This window comes from Thiohalomonas denitrificans, assembly GCF_900102855.1.
GTDB lineage: Bacteria > Pseudomonadota > Gammaproteobacteria > Thiohalomonadales > Thiohalomonadaceae > Thiohalomonas > Thiohalomonas denitrificans.
Genome location: NZ_FMWD01000011.1, coordinates 45,967 through 65,235 on the forward strand (window position 1 = coordinate 45,967; position 19,269 = coordinate 65,235).

Here is a 19,269-nt window from a genome sequence, read left to right on the forward strand (position 1 = left end):
GCTGCGCTCTCTGCGTCTCGGCCTGCCCGGATGGACCCTCCGGGCGGGATTCGGTAGCGGCGTTACTTTGTTGCCGTGGCGGCCTCCGCCAGTTTGACATTATCAAGGTGCAAATTCAGCTGTTGCAGACGCGCCTTCAGCAGTCCCGGAAACCGTTTGTACCAGGTGGCGTTGAGGGGCGAAGGGTGTGGCAGGGGGTGCAGGCGCAGGGTGCGGCGGCGTCCGTCCGCCAAGACCAGCGCCACTTCGATGCAGGCAGAGAAGCGATCCTCCCGCGCCCAGAAAGACTCCAGGGCCTGGCGGGTTTCGCGGGATTGATGGATGCCGAACCAGAGAAAGGCCTCCCGGCCGAGGGTGATGACATCACTGCCCCTCCAGCCGTTCACCAGCAATTCGGCCATCAGCGGCTGAAACTGCTTCTTGGCCCGCATCGACCAGGCCTTGTTGCCGAGGGGTTTGTAGGGGACGGTATTGGCCCAGAAAAAGTGCTTCCCCACCGCCACTGAGGCTTCGAAATCCGGCATCGGCTTACTATACAGGTGCTCGTAGCAGGCGTTTCGTACCTTCTGGCCGCCCGCCCCGATAAAGGGCATGCCGTGGCGGATTTCGTCACGGCCCGGATCGCGGCCGAAAAAGCCGACCCGGACCTCCGGATCTCCCAGCCCGATGATCGGTTCGAGGGGGTCTTTTCCGCACTCCGCATAGACTGCCGTATCGACGCCTTCGAGTTCCTGCGCAAGGGCCTGAAAGGCCCGCCGCTGCTGTCCGCTAATCATCCAATAGACTTTCTGACTGAAGGTTTCCCGCTATTATCCGGCAACGGAAAGCCACTTATCCATTCGCAGGCGGTAAAGAGGGATTCTTGGCGCCGCATGGCCGACTAGTCCTCCTTGCCGTCGTCTTTTCCCAGCATCGTCTTGAGGTCGGCAAATGGATTGTGGGTGGCAGGGGCGGTCTCCTCCTTGCCCAGCCCTTCATGGCCGCGGACGTGCTCTTCATAACGCTGGTGTTCATTATCATGGCAGTAGAGGCAGAGATTCTCCCAGTTGCTGCCGTCCGGCGGATTGTTGTCGTGGTTGTGATCTTTGTGATGGACCGTCAGTTCATGGAGATTGGCGCGGGTGAATTCACGGCCGCAGCGGCCGCAGACCCACGGATGGATTTTCAGCGACTGTTCGCGGTAGCCCTGCTGACGCTGTTCGGCATTGCGCCGGCCTTCGGCCACTATGCGATCGAGTTTGCCGGAATCGATGGACTGTCCGGGGCGACGGGGCTGCTTGGGCATGATCTTCCTCTTCCTCCGCTTTTGGACTCAATATTTCACCACAGAGCTCCCGGAGAACACAGAGAAACATGGCCCGGACTTGAAGCCCGTTATGCAGGTCCATGCATTGCAGTTCTCCGTGTTTCTCCGTGGTCATGTGTAAAGCCGTTCCGATGCGCAATCTAGGCCGCCTCCGAGGCCGGGGCCCGAACCCGGTTGAGGGCGGAGAGGACGGCCTTGATGGGAGCACTGAGAGTATCGTGGTCGAGGGCCGCACCGGAGACCCGCTGTCCGTCGACATTGAGCAGCACGTAGGCGGCGGCCTCAGCATCGGTACCCTCGCCAAGGGCGTGTTCACTATAGTCCACTACGCTCACATCGGCGCCGCTGTGCCGCATCCAGGCATCCACCAGGGCGGAGAGGGCCCCTTCACCTTCACCCTGCAGGATACGTTCCGTGCCTGCCTCGGAGAGACGCGCCTCGATCACCTCCCGGCCGTCCCGCCGGTCTACATGGTAGCCTTTGAGCCGAATCGGAGCCTCTTCGCGGACGAAGTGCTCCAGAAACAGTCCGTGGATGGCGGCGCTGTCCACCTCGCCCGGTTGCGATTCGCTGGCCTGCTGCACTACCCGGGCCAGTTCCACCTGCATCCAGCGCGGTATCCGGAGGCCGTAATCGCGTTCCAGTACAAATGCCACCCCGCCCTTGCCCGACTGGCTGTTGACCCGGATTACCGCCTGATAGTCGCGGCCCAGGTCATGCGGGTCGATCGGCAGGTAGGCCACCTGCCAGGGCTCGTCCGGCTGCTGCCGGTTGAGGCACTTGCGGATGGCATCCTGATGGGACCCGGAAAATGCGGTGTAGACCAGCTCGCCCACCCAGGGATGGCGTGGATGAACCGGGAGCCCGGTGCACTCGCTATAGACCTGGATGATGTGGTCGGGCCTGGAGAGGTCCAGCTCGGGATCGACACCCTGGCTGTAGAGGTTCATGGCCATGGTGACAAGGTCCGTGTTGCCGGTACGCTCACCATTGCCGAGCAGCGTGCCCTCGACGCGATCGGCACCGGCGAGCAGCGCCATCTCTGCCGCGGCCACGGCACTACCGCGGTCGTTGTGGGTATGCACCGACACCACGACCGCCTCGCGGCGGCTGATATGGGTGCAGAAATACTCCACCTGATCGGCGAAGACATTGGGCGTCGCACTCTCCACGGTGGCCGGCAGATTGATGATGCAGGGGTGCATTGCGGTCGGCTCCCAAGCCTCCAACACTGCATCGCAGACCTCCACGGCGTAGTCCATTTCGGTATTGGAGAAGCTCTCGGGCGAATACTGAAAGACCCATTCGGTGTTCGGGTGCCTGGCCGCTTCGCGCCTCAACCATTCGGCGCCCTGGACAGCGATGGCCTTGATGCCCTCCCGATCCCGTTCGAAGACGCGCTCGCGCTGCACGGTGGAGGTGGAGTTGTAGACGTGGACGATCGCCCGGTGCACACCATCGAGGGCGTCGAAGGTCTTTTGAATCAGCTCCTCGCGGGCCTGTACCAGCACCTGCACGGTGACGTCCGCCGGAATGCGGTTTTCATCGATCAGCCAGCGCACGAAGTCGTAATCCGGTTGGCTGGCTGAAGGGAATCCCACCTCGATCTCTTTGAAACCCGTCTCCACCAGCACCTGCCAAAGCCGCTGTTTCTGCTCGACCGACATGGGCTCGAGCAGCGCCTGGTTGCCGTCACGCAGATCGACGCTGGCCCAGCGCGGGGCCTTGTCGATGGTGCGGTCCGGCCATCGACGCTCCTTGAGGTCGATGCGCGGCGCGGGGCGGTATTTGCGGTGGTCAAACGGTTTCACGGAGATTCTCCTTGTTCGGTTTTTCAGTTCGCGATAAAAGCCTTCACCGCAGGACGCAAAGCCCGCAAAGAAAATCCGTTCGAAAAACCTTGCGGCCTTGGCGCCTTTGCGGTTGGGCCTATCCGTAGCGAGTTGCTCCCTTGTTGGGGAACCCCTTCCCTTTGCCGGTCGGCTTCGGGAACCGGCCGCCCTCGTGAGGCGGGCCGCAGAGCCGGGGCCTTGTGAGCCCCGGGCTTTCCATGGGTGAAAGATTACGCTGAAGTGGTCGGCAGTCGCTTGCGAAATGGCTTGTTATTGGCGACTTCTACACAATAATATTGCTTGTAATTGCGAATTAGTGGAATGATAATGCGTTTTATGGGGTTTCAGGCCGCAGGCGGCCTTGCGGCCAGATAGCGGACCCGTGGGAAATCGCTGCGGGGGTGCGCCTCCTGCCTGATTCTCGCCGAATCTCTGACAGTATGTCGGTGGGGTTATCTTGCATGAGTGGGAGAACAGGACCATGGAACTGGATCGCTATGATCGCCGCATCCTCGAGGTGCTTCAGAAGGAGGGCCGCATCAGTAATCAGGAGTTGGCCGATCGTATCGGTCTCTCCCCCTCCCCCTGTCTGAGGCGGGTGAGGGCGCTGGAAGAGACGGGGGTGATTACCGGCTATCGGGCGGTACTGGATGCCCGCAAGCTCGGTCTGACCCTGATGGCGCTGATCCATATCTCGATGGATCGCCACACTCCGGAGCGCTTCGCCAACTTCGATGCCGCCGTCGGTGCACTGCCGGAGGTGCTGGAGTGCCTGCTGATTACCGGCCAGGATGCCGATTACCAGCTCAAGGTGGTGGTGCGTGACATGGAGGCCTTTCAGGAACTGCTGCTCAGCCGGATCACGCGTATCGAAGGGGTGAGCGGGGTCCACTCCAGCTTCGTCATGCGCCGGGTGGTGGACAAGAGTGCTCTGCCAGTGGAGGGGTGAACCAGCGGGTGGGTACGCTCCCCCCGGAAAATTGCCCTCCAGTGTCCCGTTTCTCCGCAGGAGACGATTCTCCTGCGGGGAACGGAATCCGTGATTACCACATCAGGTCGTCGGGGACCGGAAAATCGGCGTAGGGATCATCGTCATCCTTGCCGGGTTCGTTGCAGAGAATCAGACAGGATTCATCCCGCTCGCGAATCTTTTCGGCGACCGATCTCGGGACGATATCGTACTGCCCATGCAGTTTGACGACGGCGGCCTGTCCGTTCGTGAGCTGTTGGTGGACCTGCTCGTTGATGTAGAGTCGCTTGACCTTCTGGCCATCGGCGAAATTGAAGGCGATCTCTCCGTCGCGCTTGGGGAGCCGGTTCTCCTCGATTAACTGTTTGATCTGGGCGACGACCGCCCGTCGCTGCGTCTCTTCCTGCCGGCGGCGATTGAGCTCGCGGTCGCGCTGCGCCTTCTCGGCCTGCTGCTGCTGGTGGCGCTCCCGGCTCTCATCGACACCTCGGGCCTGCTTCTTCGGCTTCTGTTTCGCCTTCTTGCGCTTGCTCTGGTCGATGGCCTTGGCCTTCTTCTCGTCAACCAGGCCCGATTTCATTAGTTGGTCCCGCAGCGAACTGCTCACTTCGCAACTCCTTTGGATTTATGATGGTTTACGCGCCTTGCAAGGCTCACTGGCTGCCAGTTTAGCCCGGAATTCACCCGAGGTGATTGCCGGAGATCACTGATCGTTTTTATCTCTGTTCCTCACGGCCATCCTCCAGCGAATATCGGCCTGGTCCGGGTCGATATTCGTTCGCCCACGGGATCTCCTCCTGCGGAGAATGGGCTCTGCCTTTCTATTCGGGCTTGGTCAGCAGAATAACGTCGCTACCGTGAAACTCCAACCGGGCTCCCCAACGGTCAGCCAGCCACTGGAAGGTCTGCCGGGAAAAGAAGCAGACGTGGGTAATATCGTTCTTGTAATGCCACCCGGCAAAGGCCTCCCGATCCTGCACCTGTTTGGTCATCAATCCCAGACGGCCGCCGGGTTTGAGGCACTCCCATAACCTCTCCAGCTCAAACCCCGGCCGGTGCAGGTGTTCGACCACTTCGGTGGCCGTTATGAAGTCGTAGCGTTCGGCAAAAACGCTGGTATCGGGTCTATAGAAGGTATCGAAGATCGCCATTCGGTGCCCCGTCTCTTCGAACATCAGTGAGAGTGTCGGGCCCGGCCCACAGCCAAAGTCGAGACCGGAGCTGTCCGGCTCCAGCAGCGCCTGCATCGATTCGTACAATCGATTCAGAAAGCGGCGATACCCCGGGTCCTCCGGGAAATTTTCGTGCAGGTCGTATTGCCCCTTCTCCTGTTTCGCCGACACATGGTAGGCCGGGGGTACGAACACGAGGTGGCACTCCATGCAGTGCAGGTAGTCGCGGCGTCGGTCCTGAAAGAAAGTCTCAGACCCGGCGGTATGGCAGAGAGGGCAAGCGCCGGACCCGAACTTCGATGTGAATATCACTTCACCCATTTGGCGACCAAGGGGATGGAGGGCGCCGCTCTTTTCCTCCCCAAAGAGAAGAAGAAGGTGGCGCCCTGGTCCGGTTTGCTCTCGAACCAGACCTCCCCACCGTGCCGCTGGGCAATGCGTTGCACCGTGGCCAGTCCGATTCCGCTACCTTCGTATTCGTTGGGCCCGTGGAGTCGATGGAAGGGCTGAAACAAGCCGCTGGCTTCACTCTTGTCGATGCCGATACCATTGTCCTTCACGAAGAACACGCTCTCACCATCGATTTCGGTAGCCCCGAATTCGATCACCGTCTGGCCCTGTTCACGAGTGAATTTCCAGGCGTTGTGCAGAAGGTTGTCGAGCAATGACTGGATCAATGCCTTATCGGCATTCGCCTGGATATTCGACTGAATCCGGAATCGGGCACGGCGCTCGGGTTCAAAGGCCCGGAGCTCTTTGCTGATCTCCTCGACCATGGCGCTGAGGTTTACCGGGTCGCACTGCAGATCGGTACGGACAGTCCTGGAGAGCTGAAGCAGGTCATCGATAAGCCGCCCCATTCGTTCGGTAGCGTTGCAGATCTTGTCGATGTAGCGGTGGCCGGCGGCATCGAGGCGTTCACCGTAATCTTCCTCGAGGATCTGGCTAAAACCGTTGATGGCCCGTAGCGGACCGCGCAGGTCATGGGAGACCGAGTAACTAAAGGCCTCGAGTTCGCGGTTGGCAACCAGCAGGTCCTCGGTCCGCCGGTCGACCAAGTCTTCCAGATCATTCTGATAACGATACAGAACCGCTTCCAGGCGCTTGCGTTCGGAGATGTCTCGGAAGATATTCAGTACGACCGTCCGCCCCTCCCATTCGAGGGTGGCACCGGCGATCTCGACGGGAAAGGTACTGCCATCTTTGCGCAGAAGGGTCTTGGTGGTCAGTGATCGCCCTTTGACGGCAATCTCTGCAAACTTTTGCTTGATCTTCTCTTTCTCTTTCGGGATCGCAATATCCCAGGCGTGGAGTGCCCGCAATTCTTCACGGGTATATCCGAGCAGTTCCAGTAGCCGCCGGTTGGCATCCAGAAGGCGGCCATCAAGATCGCAAATGGAGATCCCGTCTCCTGCGTGTTCCATCAGAATATCGTTCTTGCGTTCGGAATTCCGCAACGCCAGCTCGGCGTTTTTCTGGTCGGTGACATCCCGCGCGACTCCGGCCATACGAATCAGGCGCCCTGTATCATCTCGCCTGATGGTGCCGCATCCATGCAGATGACGCACCATGCCGTCCGGTCGGATGATGCGGTACTCGTTTTCAAATACGTGCTCCGCTGTGGCAATGCGTTGCCGAACCCGGTCACGGTCGTCGGAGTGGATCCGGTTCAGGAATTCGGCATAGCTCAATGGTGTTCCAGGCGTTACGCCGAAGATATGGTGCAGTTGGTTGGACCAGGAGAGCCGGTTGGTGGCGAGATCCCACTCCCAACTCCCCAGGTTGGCAATTCGCTGAGCCTCATTGAGCCGGGATTCACTTGCCCGCAGCGAGCTTTCCGTCTCCTGCCGCTGCCGAATCTCCCGCTCCAGTTCGGTGTTACGCAGCTGGAGTTGCTGTGTCTTGTCAGTGACTGTTTTCGTCAGCCGCCGTTTCTCGGCCCAGTTGCGTTGGACAACATAAAGAAGCAGGCCAATCCAGAGCACACCCCCGAGCCAGATCAGGCCCAGGACGAAGCCGGAAGGTTCAAGGCTGCCCGAACGGTGGGCTAGCGCGAGGACCCAGGTCGTTCCGGCAAACTTGATGACCTCCGTTTCACTTTGCCCGGTCAGCTTTTCCGCCGTACGCCAAAAAGTTTTCCATTGGAGTCTGTCAGCTGAATATCATACTGTTTCGACACCTCATTCAGGTCGGCGGCAAGGATTTCCGGGATAATGAAAATCCCCTGTGCGAGGCCGAGGAAATGTTCATCGCGAAAAAGCGGTGCACGGGCCAGGAAAGCCGTTTGCCCGCCGATAATGGGGTGCGGCGAATCCACAATCAGACGGCGCTCACGAATTGCCCGCTGGATGACCGGGGCCGACGGTCGTCTCTTCAGGTCGAGTCCCAAGGCATCTTTATGCTTCTCGGGGGGATGGATGTGACGGATGACCAAGTCTTCGTCGACATAGACCAGGGAATCGATCGAAGGATAATGTTCGCGAAGGTTGGCGGCGAAATGATCGAACGCCTCGAATCCGGGGAGCCCGGTGTCGGCAAGCATAAAGGCCCGGAGATCCTCGATGGCAGCGATGCGCCGCTCCATATTACGGGTCAACTGCTGGCTGGCCGCTTTTGCACTGCGGGCCAACTGCCGTTCGGCCTGCAACAGCAGTTCGCTACGGTAATATCCGTCCAGTACGAGGGTGACAGCCGCACCGGCCAAAATGGTGACGGACATGGCCAGCCAGTGCCTACCATCGGCGGTATGCCTTTGCCACATACTTCTATACCGGTTCTAATCTCCGATTAGATTACATACGATGGTCGACGATAGGAAGTGGATAATGGGGCCGATGAGCCGATGGTGTGTCGGTGGCGGCGGAGAGCCTCGCCCGATCCGTTGGGGAGGAAGGCAGCCTTGGGTATTGCTGTTGGCTTATGCCGCTTTTCCCTTGTCGGGCCTCAGTTCCTTGCTCATGACAATGCAGGAGAGCTCCGTCCCCTCTGAAAACGAGTGCATGGTTTCACCGTTCTTTCGATACCCGAGTTTTTCGTAGAAGGGTACGGCATTGAGGGTGGCTTTCAGACTGATGCGGTGATGCCCGGCGTTGAGGACCACGCCTTCGGCCGATGCCACCAGGACCTTGCCCAGCCCCTTCCCCGTGGCTTGTGGTGCCACGAACAGGGCGTTCAGTTCGCTTCGGTCGGTATCCACCACGCACATGGCATGGATCTCTCCGCCATCCTCCTCCGCCACCAGAAACTGGTAGTTCTCCATGGCGTCGAGGTAGTGGTCGGGTTTCAGGTCACCGGTCCATTCATCGATCGTTTCTGCATCATACTGTTCGCTGCACAGCTCGCGAATGGAGGCTTCCTGGAAGCGCTGGATAGCGGGCGCATCGGTCGGATCAGCTTTACGGATTTTCATGGGCTTCTATGGAGGTTTTTTCGATTTATGGGCTTCAGGATGTCAAACAGTAGACCCAAACCGCAGCCGAGGATTCCCCAAGTCCGTGTGAACGGCCAAGGCAAATGGATGCTGATTGGGTGGTGTGACACTATACAGGATAGCTGAACAGCGATGATTTCACCGGTTGATCCCACTTTTGAGTGCATGATAATGGCGCTTTTACGCTGGAGCACCCATGCACGACTCTGCCCCGCTGCCGTTTGATGGCCAGGAACTTCTGAAGCTGGCGCGCTACCGAATGCCATTCGGAAAGTACAAAGACCGGCTGCTCATCGACCTGCCCGAGCCCTACGTCGTCTGGTTCTCCCGCGAAGGCTTCCCCAAGGGTGAGTTGGGCCGCCTGCTGCACATCGTTCACGAAATCAAGATTAACGGATTGGAATACCTCTTCGCGCCTCTGCGTCGTTAATCGGCCGCAAGGACGCCCCTGCGTCGACGGGCCTGTTGCTGCGCTTCGGGCTTTATCGTTTTGGTGCTCTAGAATTGCGATTGGAAGAGGACTCAGCCGCTGAGGAGGAGCGCCATGGAGAGGCTGCGTACGGCGAGAGAGGTGCTGGATGACCATCTGCGGCTCGCCAAAAGCTGGGCATTCGAAGAGGACCTGGCCCGGAACTTCTCGGCTGACATCGTTTTGCTGACGGGTTACGGGATCTTCCGGGGAGTGGCGGGCCTGCGGGAAAAAGTGCAATTGCTCAGTGACCAGCTGCCCGGTGGCCGCTGGGAGTACCGCACCGTCATGGCGGAAGCGGAAATGGGGTTTCTGGAATGGACCGCAGAGGCCGACAACGGTGCCAGAGTCGAAGACGGGGCCGACTCCTATCTCATTCGCGACGGCCGGATTCGGGTCATGACCATCCACTACACGGTGATCCCGCCTTGACCGATATGAGTGGTGCGGTGTCGGACCGGTCGCCGGAACGTGTGCCAACTGCCAGGAAGGCAGGCGTGGTCCTTGTCATTGTCGTCGCTGCGCTGACTGCCGTCGGCTGTACCCTGGCGCCAAAAGAGGCGCGGCTGGTGGCGCAGGATTTGGCGGCCGGCCCGGCATCCACCGAATTCAAGGAAATCACCGCAACGCCCTCACGGCGCACCGTCACCTTCTCCGGCGAAAAGCAGAGCTATCGTGCCGATCTTTATGCACCGGGACCGGTTCCGGAGGCCGGCATCCTGTTGATGCCGGGTGCGGCAGAGCAGGGCAAGGACGACCCACGGTTGGTGAACACCGCGAAGACACTGGCGCGGGCCCGCTTCCTGGTGCTGGTGCCGGACATACCCGGTTTGCGCCGTCTGCAGGTCACGCCGGCCAATATTCAGCACGTGATGGATGCCATCAGCTATCTCGCTTCGGGCAGGGATTTCCCTTCACCGCCACGGATCGGCGCGGGCGCGTTCAGTTACGCGGTGGGCCCGGTGCTGCTGGCTGCCCGGCGTCCCGATCTGGCGGGCCAGGTGGATTTCGTGGTCGGGGTCGGTGGTTACTACGATCTGGAAGAGGTGTTGACCTTTGCGACCACCGGTTATTACCGGCAGCAGGACGAGTGGCAATACCGTCGCCCCAATGAGTATGGCAAGTGGGTGTTCGTACTCAGTAATCTCTCGCGGCTCGCTGACTCCGATGACCGTCGCACGCTACGGCGGCTGGCGAACTGGCACTTGGCCGGGCGTCCCGGTCCGCAACCGGAGGTCGGGCTGAGTGGTGAGGCACTGGATGTCTATCGGTTCGTTACCAACGACGATCCGGACAGGGTGCCGGCCCTCATCGGGAAGCTTCCGCTGGCAATTCGCGAGGCAATCCGTGAGCTGGATCTCGCCAACCGGGACCTGTCATCCCTCAAGGCAGACCTAATCCTGGTCCATGGCCGTCGCGACGACATCATCCCTTTTACCCAGAGCGTGCGTCTGGCCGAGGCACTGCCGAAGGGGCAGACGGAGCTGTTTATCCTCGAAGGGCTGCTTCACGTCAATGTCAGCGCACTCTCCATTTTCGATCAGAACCGAATGGCGCATGCCGTCGATTCCCTGCTCCGGCAACGTGTAACCGCGCCGTAGGGCTTTGACGGGACTTATTTTCGCTTGCCCAGCGAGAGCTTCGACTTGCGTGGTCCGGCAGTGGGTGGTGGTGTCGCAGGTCGGGGAGGGGGGGAAGCCTTCTGCTGACCGTAGATCGTTGCGGCCTCCTGTAGAAGTGCCGGCAGCTCGCGGGTCGAGATCGCCTTGGGCATTTCAAGGATATCGATCACCTCTCCCCCGGAGAGTTTCACGGTCAGTCCATTGCTGTGTGAGGCGGTCTGGTTGCTGGGATCCACGGACCACCGGTCGTTAGTGCCCAATATGCTCTCCTCCCTTTTATTGTTTTTCCAGTGTACTGTTGCATGCTTGGCGGCCAAGCATGCAACAGTACATTAGCCCCAGTCGAGAAACGGCATGACGGTAAAATAGAAGATGACCAGAATGCCGAGCAGGTAGAGGATAAATCGGATTGGGTGGTGCATAAAGCGTGAGGCCATGGTCTCGTGCTCGCCGGCTCGCCGCTTTGCCTCATAGGCCGCCCTCACCCGTTCCCCCCGTTCATGCTGATACCGGTCGATCAGCTCCCGTGCTGTTGCCACCTGGCTCTCATCTTTTACCCAGATCCCGGCCACCGAGATTCCCCAGCGTCCCGCCTCGGTTTCATAGAAGTCGATGCCGTGTTCGGTCAGCAATTCGCGGACCTCTTCGGCTTCGTCTTCGGGAACATTGGTCAGCTTGAAAAGCAGCGTGGGCATGTTCGGTTTCGCAGGCGGCGGAGGTAGACAGACGCATACTACACTATCGACGTGAACGGCCAAACGAAGGCCCCGCGCCATAACCGGGACGGTTCGGGGGCGGGCACACATCCATTCACGACCGAGCGAGAGTCTTCCCATGGAACGGGACCGCCCTATTGTGCTCATTACCGGCGCCGGCGGCAGGCTGGGCACCGCGATCACTCAAGCGCTGGGTGATGAGTATCGCGTCGTCGGGCTGGAACGCAAATGTGGCGACCTGCCTGACTGTCTGAAGGTCGATATCACCTCCGATGAAGCCATGGCGCGCGCCTTTGCCACGCTGCGCGAGCGCTACGGTACCCGCATCGCGTCGGTGATTCATCTGGCCGCCTACTTCGATTTCAGCGGCGAACCGAATCCCAAATACCGGGAGGTCAATGTCGAGGGGACCCGGCGTCTGCTCCGCGGTCTGCAAGACTTCCAGGTGGAGCAGTTCATCTACTCCAGTTCCATGCTGGTGCATGCACCAACCCGCCCCGGGTTTCCCCTGGACGAGGATTCTCCGCTGGAGCCGAAGTGGGCCTATCCCCAATCCAAGGCGGAGAGCGAGGAGGTAGTTCGCACCGAGCACGGGGATATTCCTTCGGTCATTCTGCGTATCGCCGGTGTCTACAGCGAAGAGGGCGGGATCCCGACCCTGGCTCATCAGGTCCAGCGGATCTTTGAGCGTCAGTGGATGAGCCATCTGTTTCCCGGCGATCGCAGTCACGGGCAGGCGGCGGTTCACATCGATGACGTAGCGACTGCCTTTCGGCAGACCGTGGCGCACCGGGACCGATTGCCCGATGAGAGTATCTTCCTCATCGGTGAACCCGAAACCGACAGCTACGCCTCCCTGCAGGAGATGATCGGCCGCAGCCTGCACGGACAGGGGTGGCTGACGCGGGAGATCCCCAAAACGGTAGCGGCCGGCGGGGCATGGGCACAGGACAAGCTGGAGGAGATCGTCCCCGATGCCATCGACCACGGGATCAAGCCATTCATTCGCCCTTACATGGTGGAGTTGGCCGACGATCACTACGAACTCGATATCCGCCGTGCCAGGGAGCAGCTGGAGTGGGAACCGCAGCACCACCTGCGCGACGAACTGCCAAAAATGCTCGAATCCCTGAAGCGGGATCCGGTCACCTGGTACCAGCGCAACCACCTTCCCGTACCGCCCTGGCTCAGTGATGCGAACGAACTGCCGGAGCACGCCGGACCGGCTGTTGCCGAACACGAGACGCGCTCGCGGACCGCCCATCTACAGACCCTCTGGGCCCACTTTGCAAACGCCAGCCTGGGGCTCTGGCTGATGACAAGCCCGTTTATTTTCGGGCTGGCACAGCACTGGATGGAGGAGGTGGAGCCCGTCGCTCCCGGTGGACGGGGTCTGCTCTGGTCTCACACCTGGATGACCGCCAGCGACATCATCACCGGCCTGCTGATCGTCATCTTCGCCCTTTTCTCCCTCTCCCGCGACAAGGGTTGGGCGCGATGGGTCACCGCGGGACTAGGGCTGTGGTTGCTGTTTGCACCGTTGCTGTTCTGGACCCCGAGCGCCGCCGCCTATGTCAACGACACGCTGGTGGGTAGTCTGGTGATCCTGTTCGCTGTGGCGGTGCCCCCGGCACCCGGTATCAATGTGGCCGCGTGGCTGCCCAGGGCCAACATCCCCCCCGGCTGGGACTACAACCCCTCCGGTTGGGGGCAGCGGATCCCGATCATCTTTCTGGCCTTTATCGGGCTGATCATCTCCCGCTACCTGGCCGCCTTTCAGCTCGGGCACATTGGAGGAGCGTGGGACCCATTTTTTGGTGAAGGAACCGAGAGCATCATCACCTCTTACGTCTCGGAGGCGTGGCCGGTGGCAGATGCGGGGCTGGGCGCTACTGTTTATGCGCTGGAGATCGTGACCGGTGCCATCGGCGATCGTCGCCGTTGGCGTACCATGCCGTGGCTTGTGCTCCTGTTCGGCTTTCTCATCGTGCCGCTCGGCGGAACCAGCCTGTTCTTCATCATCATTCAGCCGGTATGGCTCGGGACCTGGTGCACGCTCTGCCTGATTGCTGCGGCGGCCATGCTGATTCAGATCCCCTATTCGTTCGACGAGATCCTGGCTACGCTGCAGTTTCTGCGTGAGCGCCGGCGTAAAGGGCATTCGCTCCTGCGGGTATTCTTTGTCGGCGATGCCAGCGAAGGCGATGGTATGGATCCTTCGGATGACTTTGAGAGGCCTGCCGGCAAGGTGGTCCGGAACATGCTCCTGGGTGGGGTCAACGTGCCCTGGACGCTGGGCCTGAGCATCCTGATTGGTGCCGGCCTGATGTTGACCCGGCTGATGTTCGGCACCGAAGGTGCCGCGGCCAACAGCGACCATATCGTCGGTGCACTGGTGATCTCTTTCTCGATCATGGCTCTGTCGGAGGTGGGGCGGCCACTGCGCTTCGCCAATGTATTGCTGGGCGCATGGGCGTTTATCGGTGCGATTACTCTCAACGGCTACGCGCCGTTCGGCTCGGTGGCGGCGGCGGTCGCCGGGTTGGTGCTCATCGGCCTCTCCCTGCCCCAGGGACGTATCGAGTGCCGTTATGCCGACTGGAATCGCTGGATTCGATGAAGTGGGTCCGAAACCGTCAGGGCCCGGGGTAAGGTGGCAGCGTGGTCAGCCGGGCGTCCTCGACAGCTGCGCCCACGGTAAAGTGGTAGAGCACTTGCCAGTCGAGCCCTTCCAGGCCGAGGGTGTCATGCACCGGGTCGTCAAAATAGCAGCCGATCCCGGTGGCGGCGACATCGTTGGCGTACGCCTCCAGATAGAGTTGTTGTCCGATCATCCCGCATTCCCAGAAGAGTCGTGGATAGAACCAGGCACCGTTTTCCCGTAACGCCGGTTCGAAGCGCGAGAGCATTGCTACCGAAAAGCAGCCGTTGCCGGCGATGGCCTGTGTGCAAGAGAGCTGTTGGGAAAGCTCGCGCGCATCGCCAATGGCCAACCGATACAGCTTCATGCCGTCGGGACACTCCGATGGCCGCTCCCACGCGAATCCGGGTTTAAGGGCGGCTTGCAGGACCGATTCGGCTGAGGGATCACGCAGCAGCAAATAGAGACCCGGGTCGAGATCCTGTACACGGTGCACAAAGAAAACCAGGTGTACCTGGGGCGTCCACGGCAGGGCCGTAAACGGGACCTGCCGGGGTCCCGGCAGGCATTTGCGCAAAATCTGATAGAAGGCGTCCCGGCTGATGGCCGAGCGGCCGTCCATATCCACCGCACTGCGTCGACGGTGCACGATGGGGCGGATACCGAAGCCGGCCTTCCCCACGGGCAACTCGGGCAATGCGGGCGGCTCTTTCGGGTATCGGCCACTGGTGAGTGGCTTGTGACAGGCTCGCTCGGCCTTGGCCAGCTCCGGCCACTGCACCGATTCGGCGCTGAGTCGGTTCGGTTTTCCGTACCATCGGGCCGGTTCCGGCCAATCGGAAAGGTTAGCCGGGCCCCGTCGTTCCACGATGCCGGCCTGAGGTTCGATGGCGAGCAGGCAATCCGCCGTTTCCGCGTCCGTCGCTTTCGGATGGGCAATGCCTAGCAAAGCAGTAAGCTGATCGGTACTCCAGCCGTCCAGTAGCCGTACACGCCAGCCCAGGGCTGCCGCCGCAACACTGATCGTGGCGATCGCGTGTCCTACATCGTGCTGACAATAGCGAAAGGCCCGCTCGCCGTATTTCCACGCTTCCCGCCAGTGAATAGAGGTTAGCCCCATGAACAGAATCTGCGGCGGGGATTTCAGGATGAGGCGTCGCCACAGGGCAGCGGGTAGTTCGGCACGCAGTTCAAGGGCGTGCTCCCGTGGTGCATAGTGGGCCAGCATCGGGTTGTCGCAAAACCCTTCAACCGCTCCGCACAGCAGATAACCCTCCGTGGGGTGCAGGTTGCCGCTGGAGGGGTTGACCCGGAGCGGCCAGGTGGTGCTACCCAGACGTTTCCAGGCGGACAGAGCCAAACTGTCGAAAAGGAATTGCGAAATGCTGTGCCGATCAACGGCGGCGGGCTCAATCATCCCCTCCAGAAACGTGGCTTCGAAGCGGGGGGTGTCCAAAGGGGGAACCCGTTCCAAAGGGAGTATTGGCGCACTCTGGTAACGCCGGAATGGATCGGGTTGATTGGCCCAGTCCATTCGGCCGGGACCGGCGGCAGGGCGATGAAAGTGATGCTTGCTGACTTGATGATAGGCGGTGATGCTATCGACGGGATCCACGAGTATGACACCCTCTGCTCGCGTGCCTGAATGGATTCTGAAGGATTCAGAATCCATTCAGGCACGCTGAAATAGAAAACGTGGGCCCGAACAGTAGTGGAATCAAGTTATCCATTCGGTAAGCGACCCCTGCGGGTTCGAATTTCCTGGGCTACGCTTCGGTCGAGGAATACCAACTGGAGGGAACCGGTATGGACAAGAAATGGGTATTGCCCGTGTTGCTGGTGTTCGGAACAGGAACGGCCTGGGCACAGCAGACCATCGATGAAAGCCGCCTGTATCTCGGGGCGGGTGTTGGCTGGTCCGATGTCGACGAGTCGGGACTCGACGACAACGACACCGGGTACAAAATCTTCCTGGGCTATCGGGCGATGGAGTGGCTGGATGCTGAAGTCGCCTACACGAACCTTGGCGATTTCGGCTCTTTGGAGCCCGACGGCTTTCAGTTATCGGGTCTGGCGCGCTTTGCGGTGGACCCCAATATCGATATCTTCGGGAAGGCGGGCCTTTATGCCTGGGATTCGTCGGACAGTGGTCTTGACTTCGATGACACCGGAGTGGACCCGGTCTTCGGATTCGGCGGTCACTACCAGCTTGATGGCGGGGTTGGGGGGCGGGCTGAGTTTGAACGCTTCTACGATGTCGATGATGCCGATATCGATCTCTTCTCCGTCTCCGCCACGTACGATTTCTGATTGCCCGGAGGAGTAGCCTGGATTGCCCCGTCTCTACGGACGGGGCCCTGGCTTGGCATCCGGAGCGGTGTCGGCCGGCCGTTACTGCACAGACCTGCGCGATTACGCTTTCACTGGCATTATCTGAGTGAATTGGTAAGCTATCACCCGTTCTATTCCAGTTTTTCAATTGAAGGCACCCGATGAGAATCCTGATACGTCTCTTTTTCAGAACCCTGCGCCCGTTTCTTACCCCTGTCGTGCTCCTCGTCGATCGCCTGGCAGCTCCGACGCCCGTTCAGCGTCCCGAACCCGAGCAGGAGTACGTGGACAGGCAAACCCGGGCATTGACGCTCTATCAGTTCAAGACCTGTCCTTTCTGCATTAAAACGCGGCATGCCATCCGACGTCTGGCGCTGAATATCGAGTTGCGAAATGCGCAGCATGACCCGGTCAGCCGCGAGGAACTGTTGGCTGGAGGCGGTGAGGTCAAGGTGCCGTGTCTGAGGATCGTCGAAGAGGACGGGAGCGTTCGCTGGATGTACGAGTCCTCCGATATCATCGACTATCTCGACGGACGATTCGGGACCGAGGTTGATCTTGGCGACACCCGCCCGTTGTCGAACCAGGCGGACTAAATACGTGTTCCAAATTGGTCCATGCACGTAGGAGCGACGGGAGTCGCGAAGCGCCGAATCGCGGCTTCCGCCGCTCCTACAGGTATCTCGTCTGTTACCAAACGAATGCTTTGGACACGATTTCGGAACAGCTATTTAGTCAAAAAACGCCTCCTGCACCACCTTCCCGCAGGCTGACCCGGGATCCAGCACCTGAATCGGGGCACCGTCGGGCGATGTGCAACTGACGGTGACCAGCTCTTTTCCCGCCAATCCGACTACACGGGCTACCCGCACAGGGTTGCCCGTGTAGGCCAGATCGACGATAGCCAGTCGTTTTCCGCCCGCCTCGACATAACGTGCATCGACATGCGCCCGGCCTCTCCTTCCTTCCGGCGGAACCCTGTTGCGCTCATAGGTCTCTGCCAGGCGCTCCTGCGCGGCAGCTTGTGTCCAGTCGGCGAGTGCGGCCAGGTAGGCGTTGTCCATGTCGGCAGAACTCAAACCTTTGGCTGGTTCGCGGCTCACCTTGATGTTCGGTGGATGGGGAGATCCACCGCACCCCGTCAGCGCCAGTGAAAACAGTATGATGCACAACAGGGACAGATATTTCATGGCATGCAGTGGAGTCGCACGAATGTCCGGCAAGAGTGGCATTGAAAGCTGTGCACGACAACCGGTTCATCCTGCCGTTGGCTGGCGGGCACGGGGAGTCGAAGGGCTCTATAGTTACTGTCGAATCCGGCAAAGGAGTGCTTGTTATGCGCAACAGACTACTCGCTTTCGTTTTCATACCGCTGCTGCTGGCGGGTTGTGCCACCGACGGTCCCAGGGAGGGGGCGGGGATGGTCATCGGAGGCACCCTCGGAGGCCTTCTGGGAGCGGAGGTGGAAGGCAGTGCGAGAACCGGGGCGGTCATCGCCGGCACGCTGGCCGGTGCCGCCATCGGGGGCGCCGTGGGAAAGTCCATGGATGACACGGATCGTCTGAAAGCGGCCCAGTCCCTTGAAAACGTTCGCACCGGAGTGCCTTCCGCCTGGCGAAACCCGGATAGCGGGGTCGAGTATGAATTCACCCCTACCCGCACCTTCGAGACCCGACAGGGACCCTGTCGTGAATATCGGGTGGAAGCGTATGTGGGCGGCGATCGGGAGACGGTTTATGGCACCGCCTGTCGCCAGCCGGATGGCAGCTGGAAAATGGTCTCCGAATGATTCGCATCAACGATTGCTGTTCTGTTGCATTGGGGCCCTCGGCATTTGTACGGACGGCCTGGACTGTGATTCACAACTAGCTTTGTCCCAGGAACACAGGAACAACCGTGTGGAGGTTTGGATGAATCGCAATGCCGTATGGTTCGGGGTCGTCGCTCTTCTGGGTACCGCGCATCTGTCGGCGCAAACGGCGGACGATTTCTCGGAATGGGAAAAGGAGATCGCTCGTTCGTTTGCCGAATTGGATGCCAATCGCGATGGGGTGCTGGATCGGGAGGAAGTAGGACAGCATCCTCTCGAAACCCATTTTTCAATGGCCGATATGGACGAAGATGGACAAATTTCCGTGGAAGAGTTCGCGGCTTTCGAGATCCTGGTCGAATCCATCGAGGCCGCCGGACAAGGGCCTTCCATTTGACGTTGCCGGGAAACCGGAGTGGGAACCCCCCATTCCGGAATCAGGCAGTAGCGAACTACTTTTTTGGAGTGTCACGGGTGGGCGTGACGGTCTTTGAGACGATTTCGGAAATGCGGCTCTCCCGGCCCGTACGATCATAGGCAGTGACAGCAAAATAGTAGGTTCGGGGGGGCAGGTTGTCGATCACGAGCCGCGTTCTGCTTCCGCCTTTCACCTCCACCATCTGGTCCAGCGATTCGGGCGAAGTGCCGTAATAGATTTTATAACCGCCAAGATCTCCGGGGGCGATACCCGCCCCATCCGCACGAGCGGTTGGTGGATCCCAGGAGAGCTCTACCTGGTGCAGCTGAGCACCCCTTTTGGTGATCTCCGGCCTCTCCTGATCGGGAGCGGGTTTACTGCACGCCCCCAGGCCAAGAACAACGGTCCCGAACAGCAAGACAGCAAAGGACACCCAGGCGAATCTGAATGGCATAGTGGTTTCCTTTTGAAGACCGATAAAGGGGCAACCGGAAAGTCGTCCATAAGCATAGCCCAGGAACCGCCGATGTGGTGGAGCGTCTGTCGCCGTGG

The 19,269-nt window shown here is 60.2% G+C and carries 22 protein-coding genes; 9 read left to right on the forward strand and 13 right to left on the reverse strand.

The annotated features are described in order from the left end of the window. Positions 1 to 62: 62 nt before the first annotated feature. From BLP65_RS14590 to leuA, 3 genes are all read right to left on the reverse strand, one after another. The gene (locus BLP65_RS14590; RefSeq protein ID WP_092998693.1) at positions 63 to 776 is read right to left on the reverse strand and encodes a uracil-DNA glycosylase family protein; all 714 of its coding nucleotides are present in this window, start codon (positions 774 to 776) and stop codon (positions 63 to 65) included. 104 nt (positions 777 to 880) lie between these two features. Next, on the reverse strand, positions 881 to 1,285 hold the full coding sequence (locus BLP65_RS14595; RefSeq protein WP_092998695.1) for a YajD family HNH nuclease: 405 nt from the start codon (positions 1,283 to 1,285) through the stop codon (positions 881 to 883). A gap of 161 nt (positions 1,286 to 1,446) precedes the next feature. Then, complete coding sequence (gene leuA, locus BLP65_RS14600; RefSeq protein ID WP_092998697.1) at positions 1,447 to 3,117, reverse strand: 2-isopropylmalate synthase; 1,671 nt, start codon at positions 3,115 to 3,117, stop codon at positions 1,447 to 1,449. A 502-nt stretch (positions 3,118 to 3,619) separates the two neighbouring features. On the opposite strand from leuA, the gene BLP65_RS14605 reads away from it, so the two are divergent. Further along, positions 3,620 to 4,087 (forward strand): Lrp/AsnC family transcriptional regulator, encoded by a 468-nt coding sequence (locus BLP65_RS14605; RefSeq protein WP_092998699.1) that lies wholly within the window; start codon positions 3,620 to 3,622, stop codon positions 4,085 to 4,087. Positions 4,088 to 4,181: 94 nt separating this feature from the next. On the opposite strand, the gene BLP65_RS14610 is transcribed toward BLP65_RS14605, so the two are convergent. The 5 genes from BLP65_RS14610 to BLP65_RS14630 all read right to left on the reverse strand — a co-directional run bounded on the left by BLP65_RS14610 (position 4,182) and on the right by BLP65_RS14630 (position 8,689). Beyond that, positions 4,182 to 4,715, reverse strand: a complete 534-nt coding sequence (locus tag BLP65_RS14610) for a DUF2058 domain-containing protein (RefSeq protein WP_092998701.1) — start codon at positions 4,713 to 4,715, stop codon at positions 4,182 to 4,184. A 214-nt stretch (positions 4,716 to 4,929) separates the two neighbouring features. After that, positions 4,930 to 5,601 (reverse strand): class I SAM-dependent methyltransferase, encoded by a 672-nt coding sequence (locus BLP65_RS14615; RefSeq protein WP_092998703.1) that lies wholly within the window; start codon positions 5,599 to 5,601, stop codon positions 4,930 to 4,932. Next, on the reverse strand, positions 5,589 to 7,265 hold the full coding sequence (locus BLP65_RS14620; protein ID WP_092998705.1) for a sensor histidine kinase: 1,677 nt from the start codon (positions 7,263 to 7,265) through the stop codon (positions 5,589 to 5,591). The genes BLP65_RS14615 and BLP65_RS14620 overlap by 13 nt, the downstream gene beginning before the upstream one ends. A 122-nt stretch (positions 7,266 to 7,387) precedes the next feature. Then, positions 7,388 to 8,041: a CHASE domain-containing protein gene (locus BLP65_RS14625; protein WP_092998707.1), complete on the reverse strand. Its 654-nt coding sequence runs from the start codon at positions 8,039 to 8,041 to the stop codon at positions 7,388 to 7,390. A gap of 156 nt (positions 8,042 to 8,197) precedes the next feature. After that, positions 8,198 to 8,689 carry a GNAT family N-acetyltransferase gene (locus BLP65_RS14630; protein WP_092998709.1) on the reverse strand — a complete coding sequence of 164 codons (492 nt, stop codon included), beginning with the start codon at positions 8,687 to 8,689 and terminating at the stop codon, positions 8,198 to 8,200. Between the two features lie 217 nt (positions 8,690 to 8,906). Here BLP65_RS14630 and BLP65_RS14635 point away from each other — a divergent pair, with 217 nt between their 5' ends. From BLP65_RS14635 to BLP65_RS14645, 3 genes are all read left to right on the forward strand, one after another. Then, positions 8,907 to 9,140, forward strand: a complete 234-nt coding sequence (locus BLP65_RS14635; RefSeq protein WP_092998711.1) for a DUF3820 family protein — start codon at positions 8,907 to 8,909, stop codon at positions 9,138 to 9,140. A gap of 114 nt (positions 9,141 to 9,254) precedes the next feature. Continuing rightward, positions 9,255 to 9,611: a nuclear transport factor 2 family protein gene (locus BLP65_RS14640; RefSeq protein ID WP_092998713.1), complete on the forward strand. Its 357-nt coding sequence runs from the start codon at positions 9,255 to 9,257 to the stop codon at positions 9,609 to 9,611. After that, a complete protein-coding gene (locus tag BLP65_RS14645) occupies positions 9,608 to 10,780 on the forward strand; it encodes an alpha/beta hydrolase family protein (protein WP_139181524.1) in 1,173 nt (390 codons plus the stop codon). The genes BLP65_RS14640 and BLP65_RS14645 overlap by 4 nt, the downstream gene beginning before the upstream one ends. Before the next feature lie 14 nt (positions 10,781 to 10,794). Here BLP65_RS14645 and BLP65_RS14650 read toward each other — a convergent pair whose 3' ends face one another. Both BLP65_RS14650 and BLP65_RS14655 read right to left on the reverse strand, forming a co-directional pair. After that, positions 10,795 to 11,037: a hypothetical protein gene (locus tag BLP65_RS14650; protein ID WP_092998717.1), complete on the reverse strand. Its 243-nt coding sequence runs from the start codon at positions 11,035 to 11,037 to the stop codon at positions 10,795 to 10,797. Between the two features lie 96 nt (positions 11,038 to 11,133). Beyond that, positions 11,134 to 11,496, reverse strand: coding sequence for a DUF6164 family protein (locus BLP65_RS14655; RefSeq protein ID WP_092998719.1), 363 nt, complete (start codon positions 11,494 to 11,496; stop codon positions 11,134 to 11,136). A gap of 139 nt (positions 11,497 to 11,635) precedes the next feature. On the opposite strand from BLP65_RS14655, the gene BLP65_RS14660 reads away from it, so the two are divergent. Then, complete coding sequence (locus BLP65_RS14660) at positions 11,636 to 14,137, forward strand: NAD-dependent epimerase/dehydratase family protein (RefSeq protein WP_092998721.1); 2,502 nt, start codon at positions 11,636 to 11,638, stop codon at positions 14,135 to 14,137. Positions 14,138 to 14,153: 16 nt separating this feature from the next. Here BLP65_RS14660 and BLP65_RS14665 read toward each other — a convergent pair whose 3' ends face one another. Then, the gene (locus BLP65_RS14665; RefSeq protein WP_217632012.1) at positions 14,154 to 15,773 is read right to left on the reverse strand and encodes a SagB/ThcOx family dehydrogenase; all 1,620 of its coding nucleotides are present in this window, start codon (positions 15,771 to 15,773) and stop codon (positions 14,154 to 14,156) included. Positions 15,774 to 15,964: 191 nt separating this feature from the next. Between BLP65_RS14665 and BLP65_RS14670 the strand changes: the two genes are divergently transcribed. Both BLP65_RS14670 and BLP65_RS14675 read left to right on the forward strand, forming a co-directional pair. Beyond that, complete coding sequence (locus BLP65_RS14670; RefSeq protein ID WP_092998725.1) at positions 15,965 to 16,468, forward strand: outer membrane beta-barrel protein; 504 nt, start codon at positions 15,965 to 15,967, stop codon at positions 16,466 to 16,468. A gap of 182 nt (positions 16,469 to 16,650) precedes the next feature. After that, positions 16,651 to 17,085: a glutaredoxin family protein gene (locus BLP65_RS14675; RefSeq protein WP_092998727.1), complete on the forward strand. Its 435-nt coding sequence runs from the start codon at positions 16,651 to 16,653 to the stop codon at positions 17,083 to 17,085. Positions 17,086 to 17,220: 135 nt separating this feature from the next. Here BLP65_RS14675 and BLP65_RS14680 read toward each other — a convergent pair whose 3' ends face one another. Further along, positions 17,221 to 17,679 carry a hypothetical protein gene (locus tag BLP65_RS14680; protein ID WP_139181525.1) on the reverse strand — a complete coding sequence of 153 codons (459 nt, stop codon included), beginning with the start codon at positions 17,677 to 17,679 and terminating at the stop codon, positions 17,221 to 17,223. A 146-nt stretch (positions 17,680 to 17,825) separates the two neighbouring features. On the opposite strand from BLP65_RS14680, the gene BLP65_RS14685 reads away from it, so the two are divergent. Beyond that, the gene (locus tag BLP65_RS14685; protein ID WP_092998731.1) at positions 17,826 to 18,278 is read left to right on the forward strand and encodes a glycine zipper domain-containing protein; all 453 of its coding nucleotides are present in this window, start codon (positions 17,826 to 17,828) and stop codon (positions 18,276 to 18,278) included. Then, positions 18,226 to 18,696, forward strand: a complete 471-nt coding sequence (locus tag BLP65_RS14690; RefSeq protein ID WP_175452600.1) for an EF-hand domain-containing protein — start codon at positions 18,226 to 18,228, stop codon at positions 18,694 to 18,696. The genes BLP65_RS14685 and BLP65_RS14690 overlap by 53 nt, the downstream gene beginning before the upstream one ends. A gap of 55 nt (positions 18,697 to 18,751) precedes the next feature. On the opposite strand, the gene BLP65_RS14695 is transcribed toward BLP65_RS14690, so the two are convergent. Further along, entirely contained in the window at positions 18,752 to 19,171 is a 420-nt protein-coding gene (locus BLP65_RS14695; protein WP_092998735.1) for a fibronectin type III domain-containing protein, read from the reverse strand. Positions 19,172 to 19,269 lie beyond the last annotated feature (98 nt).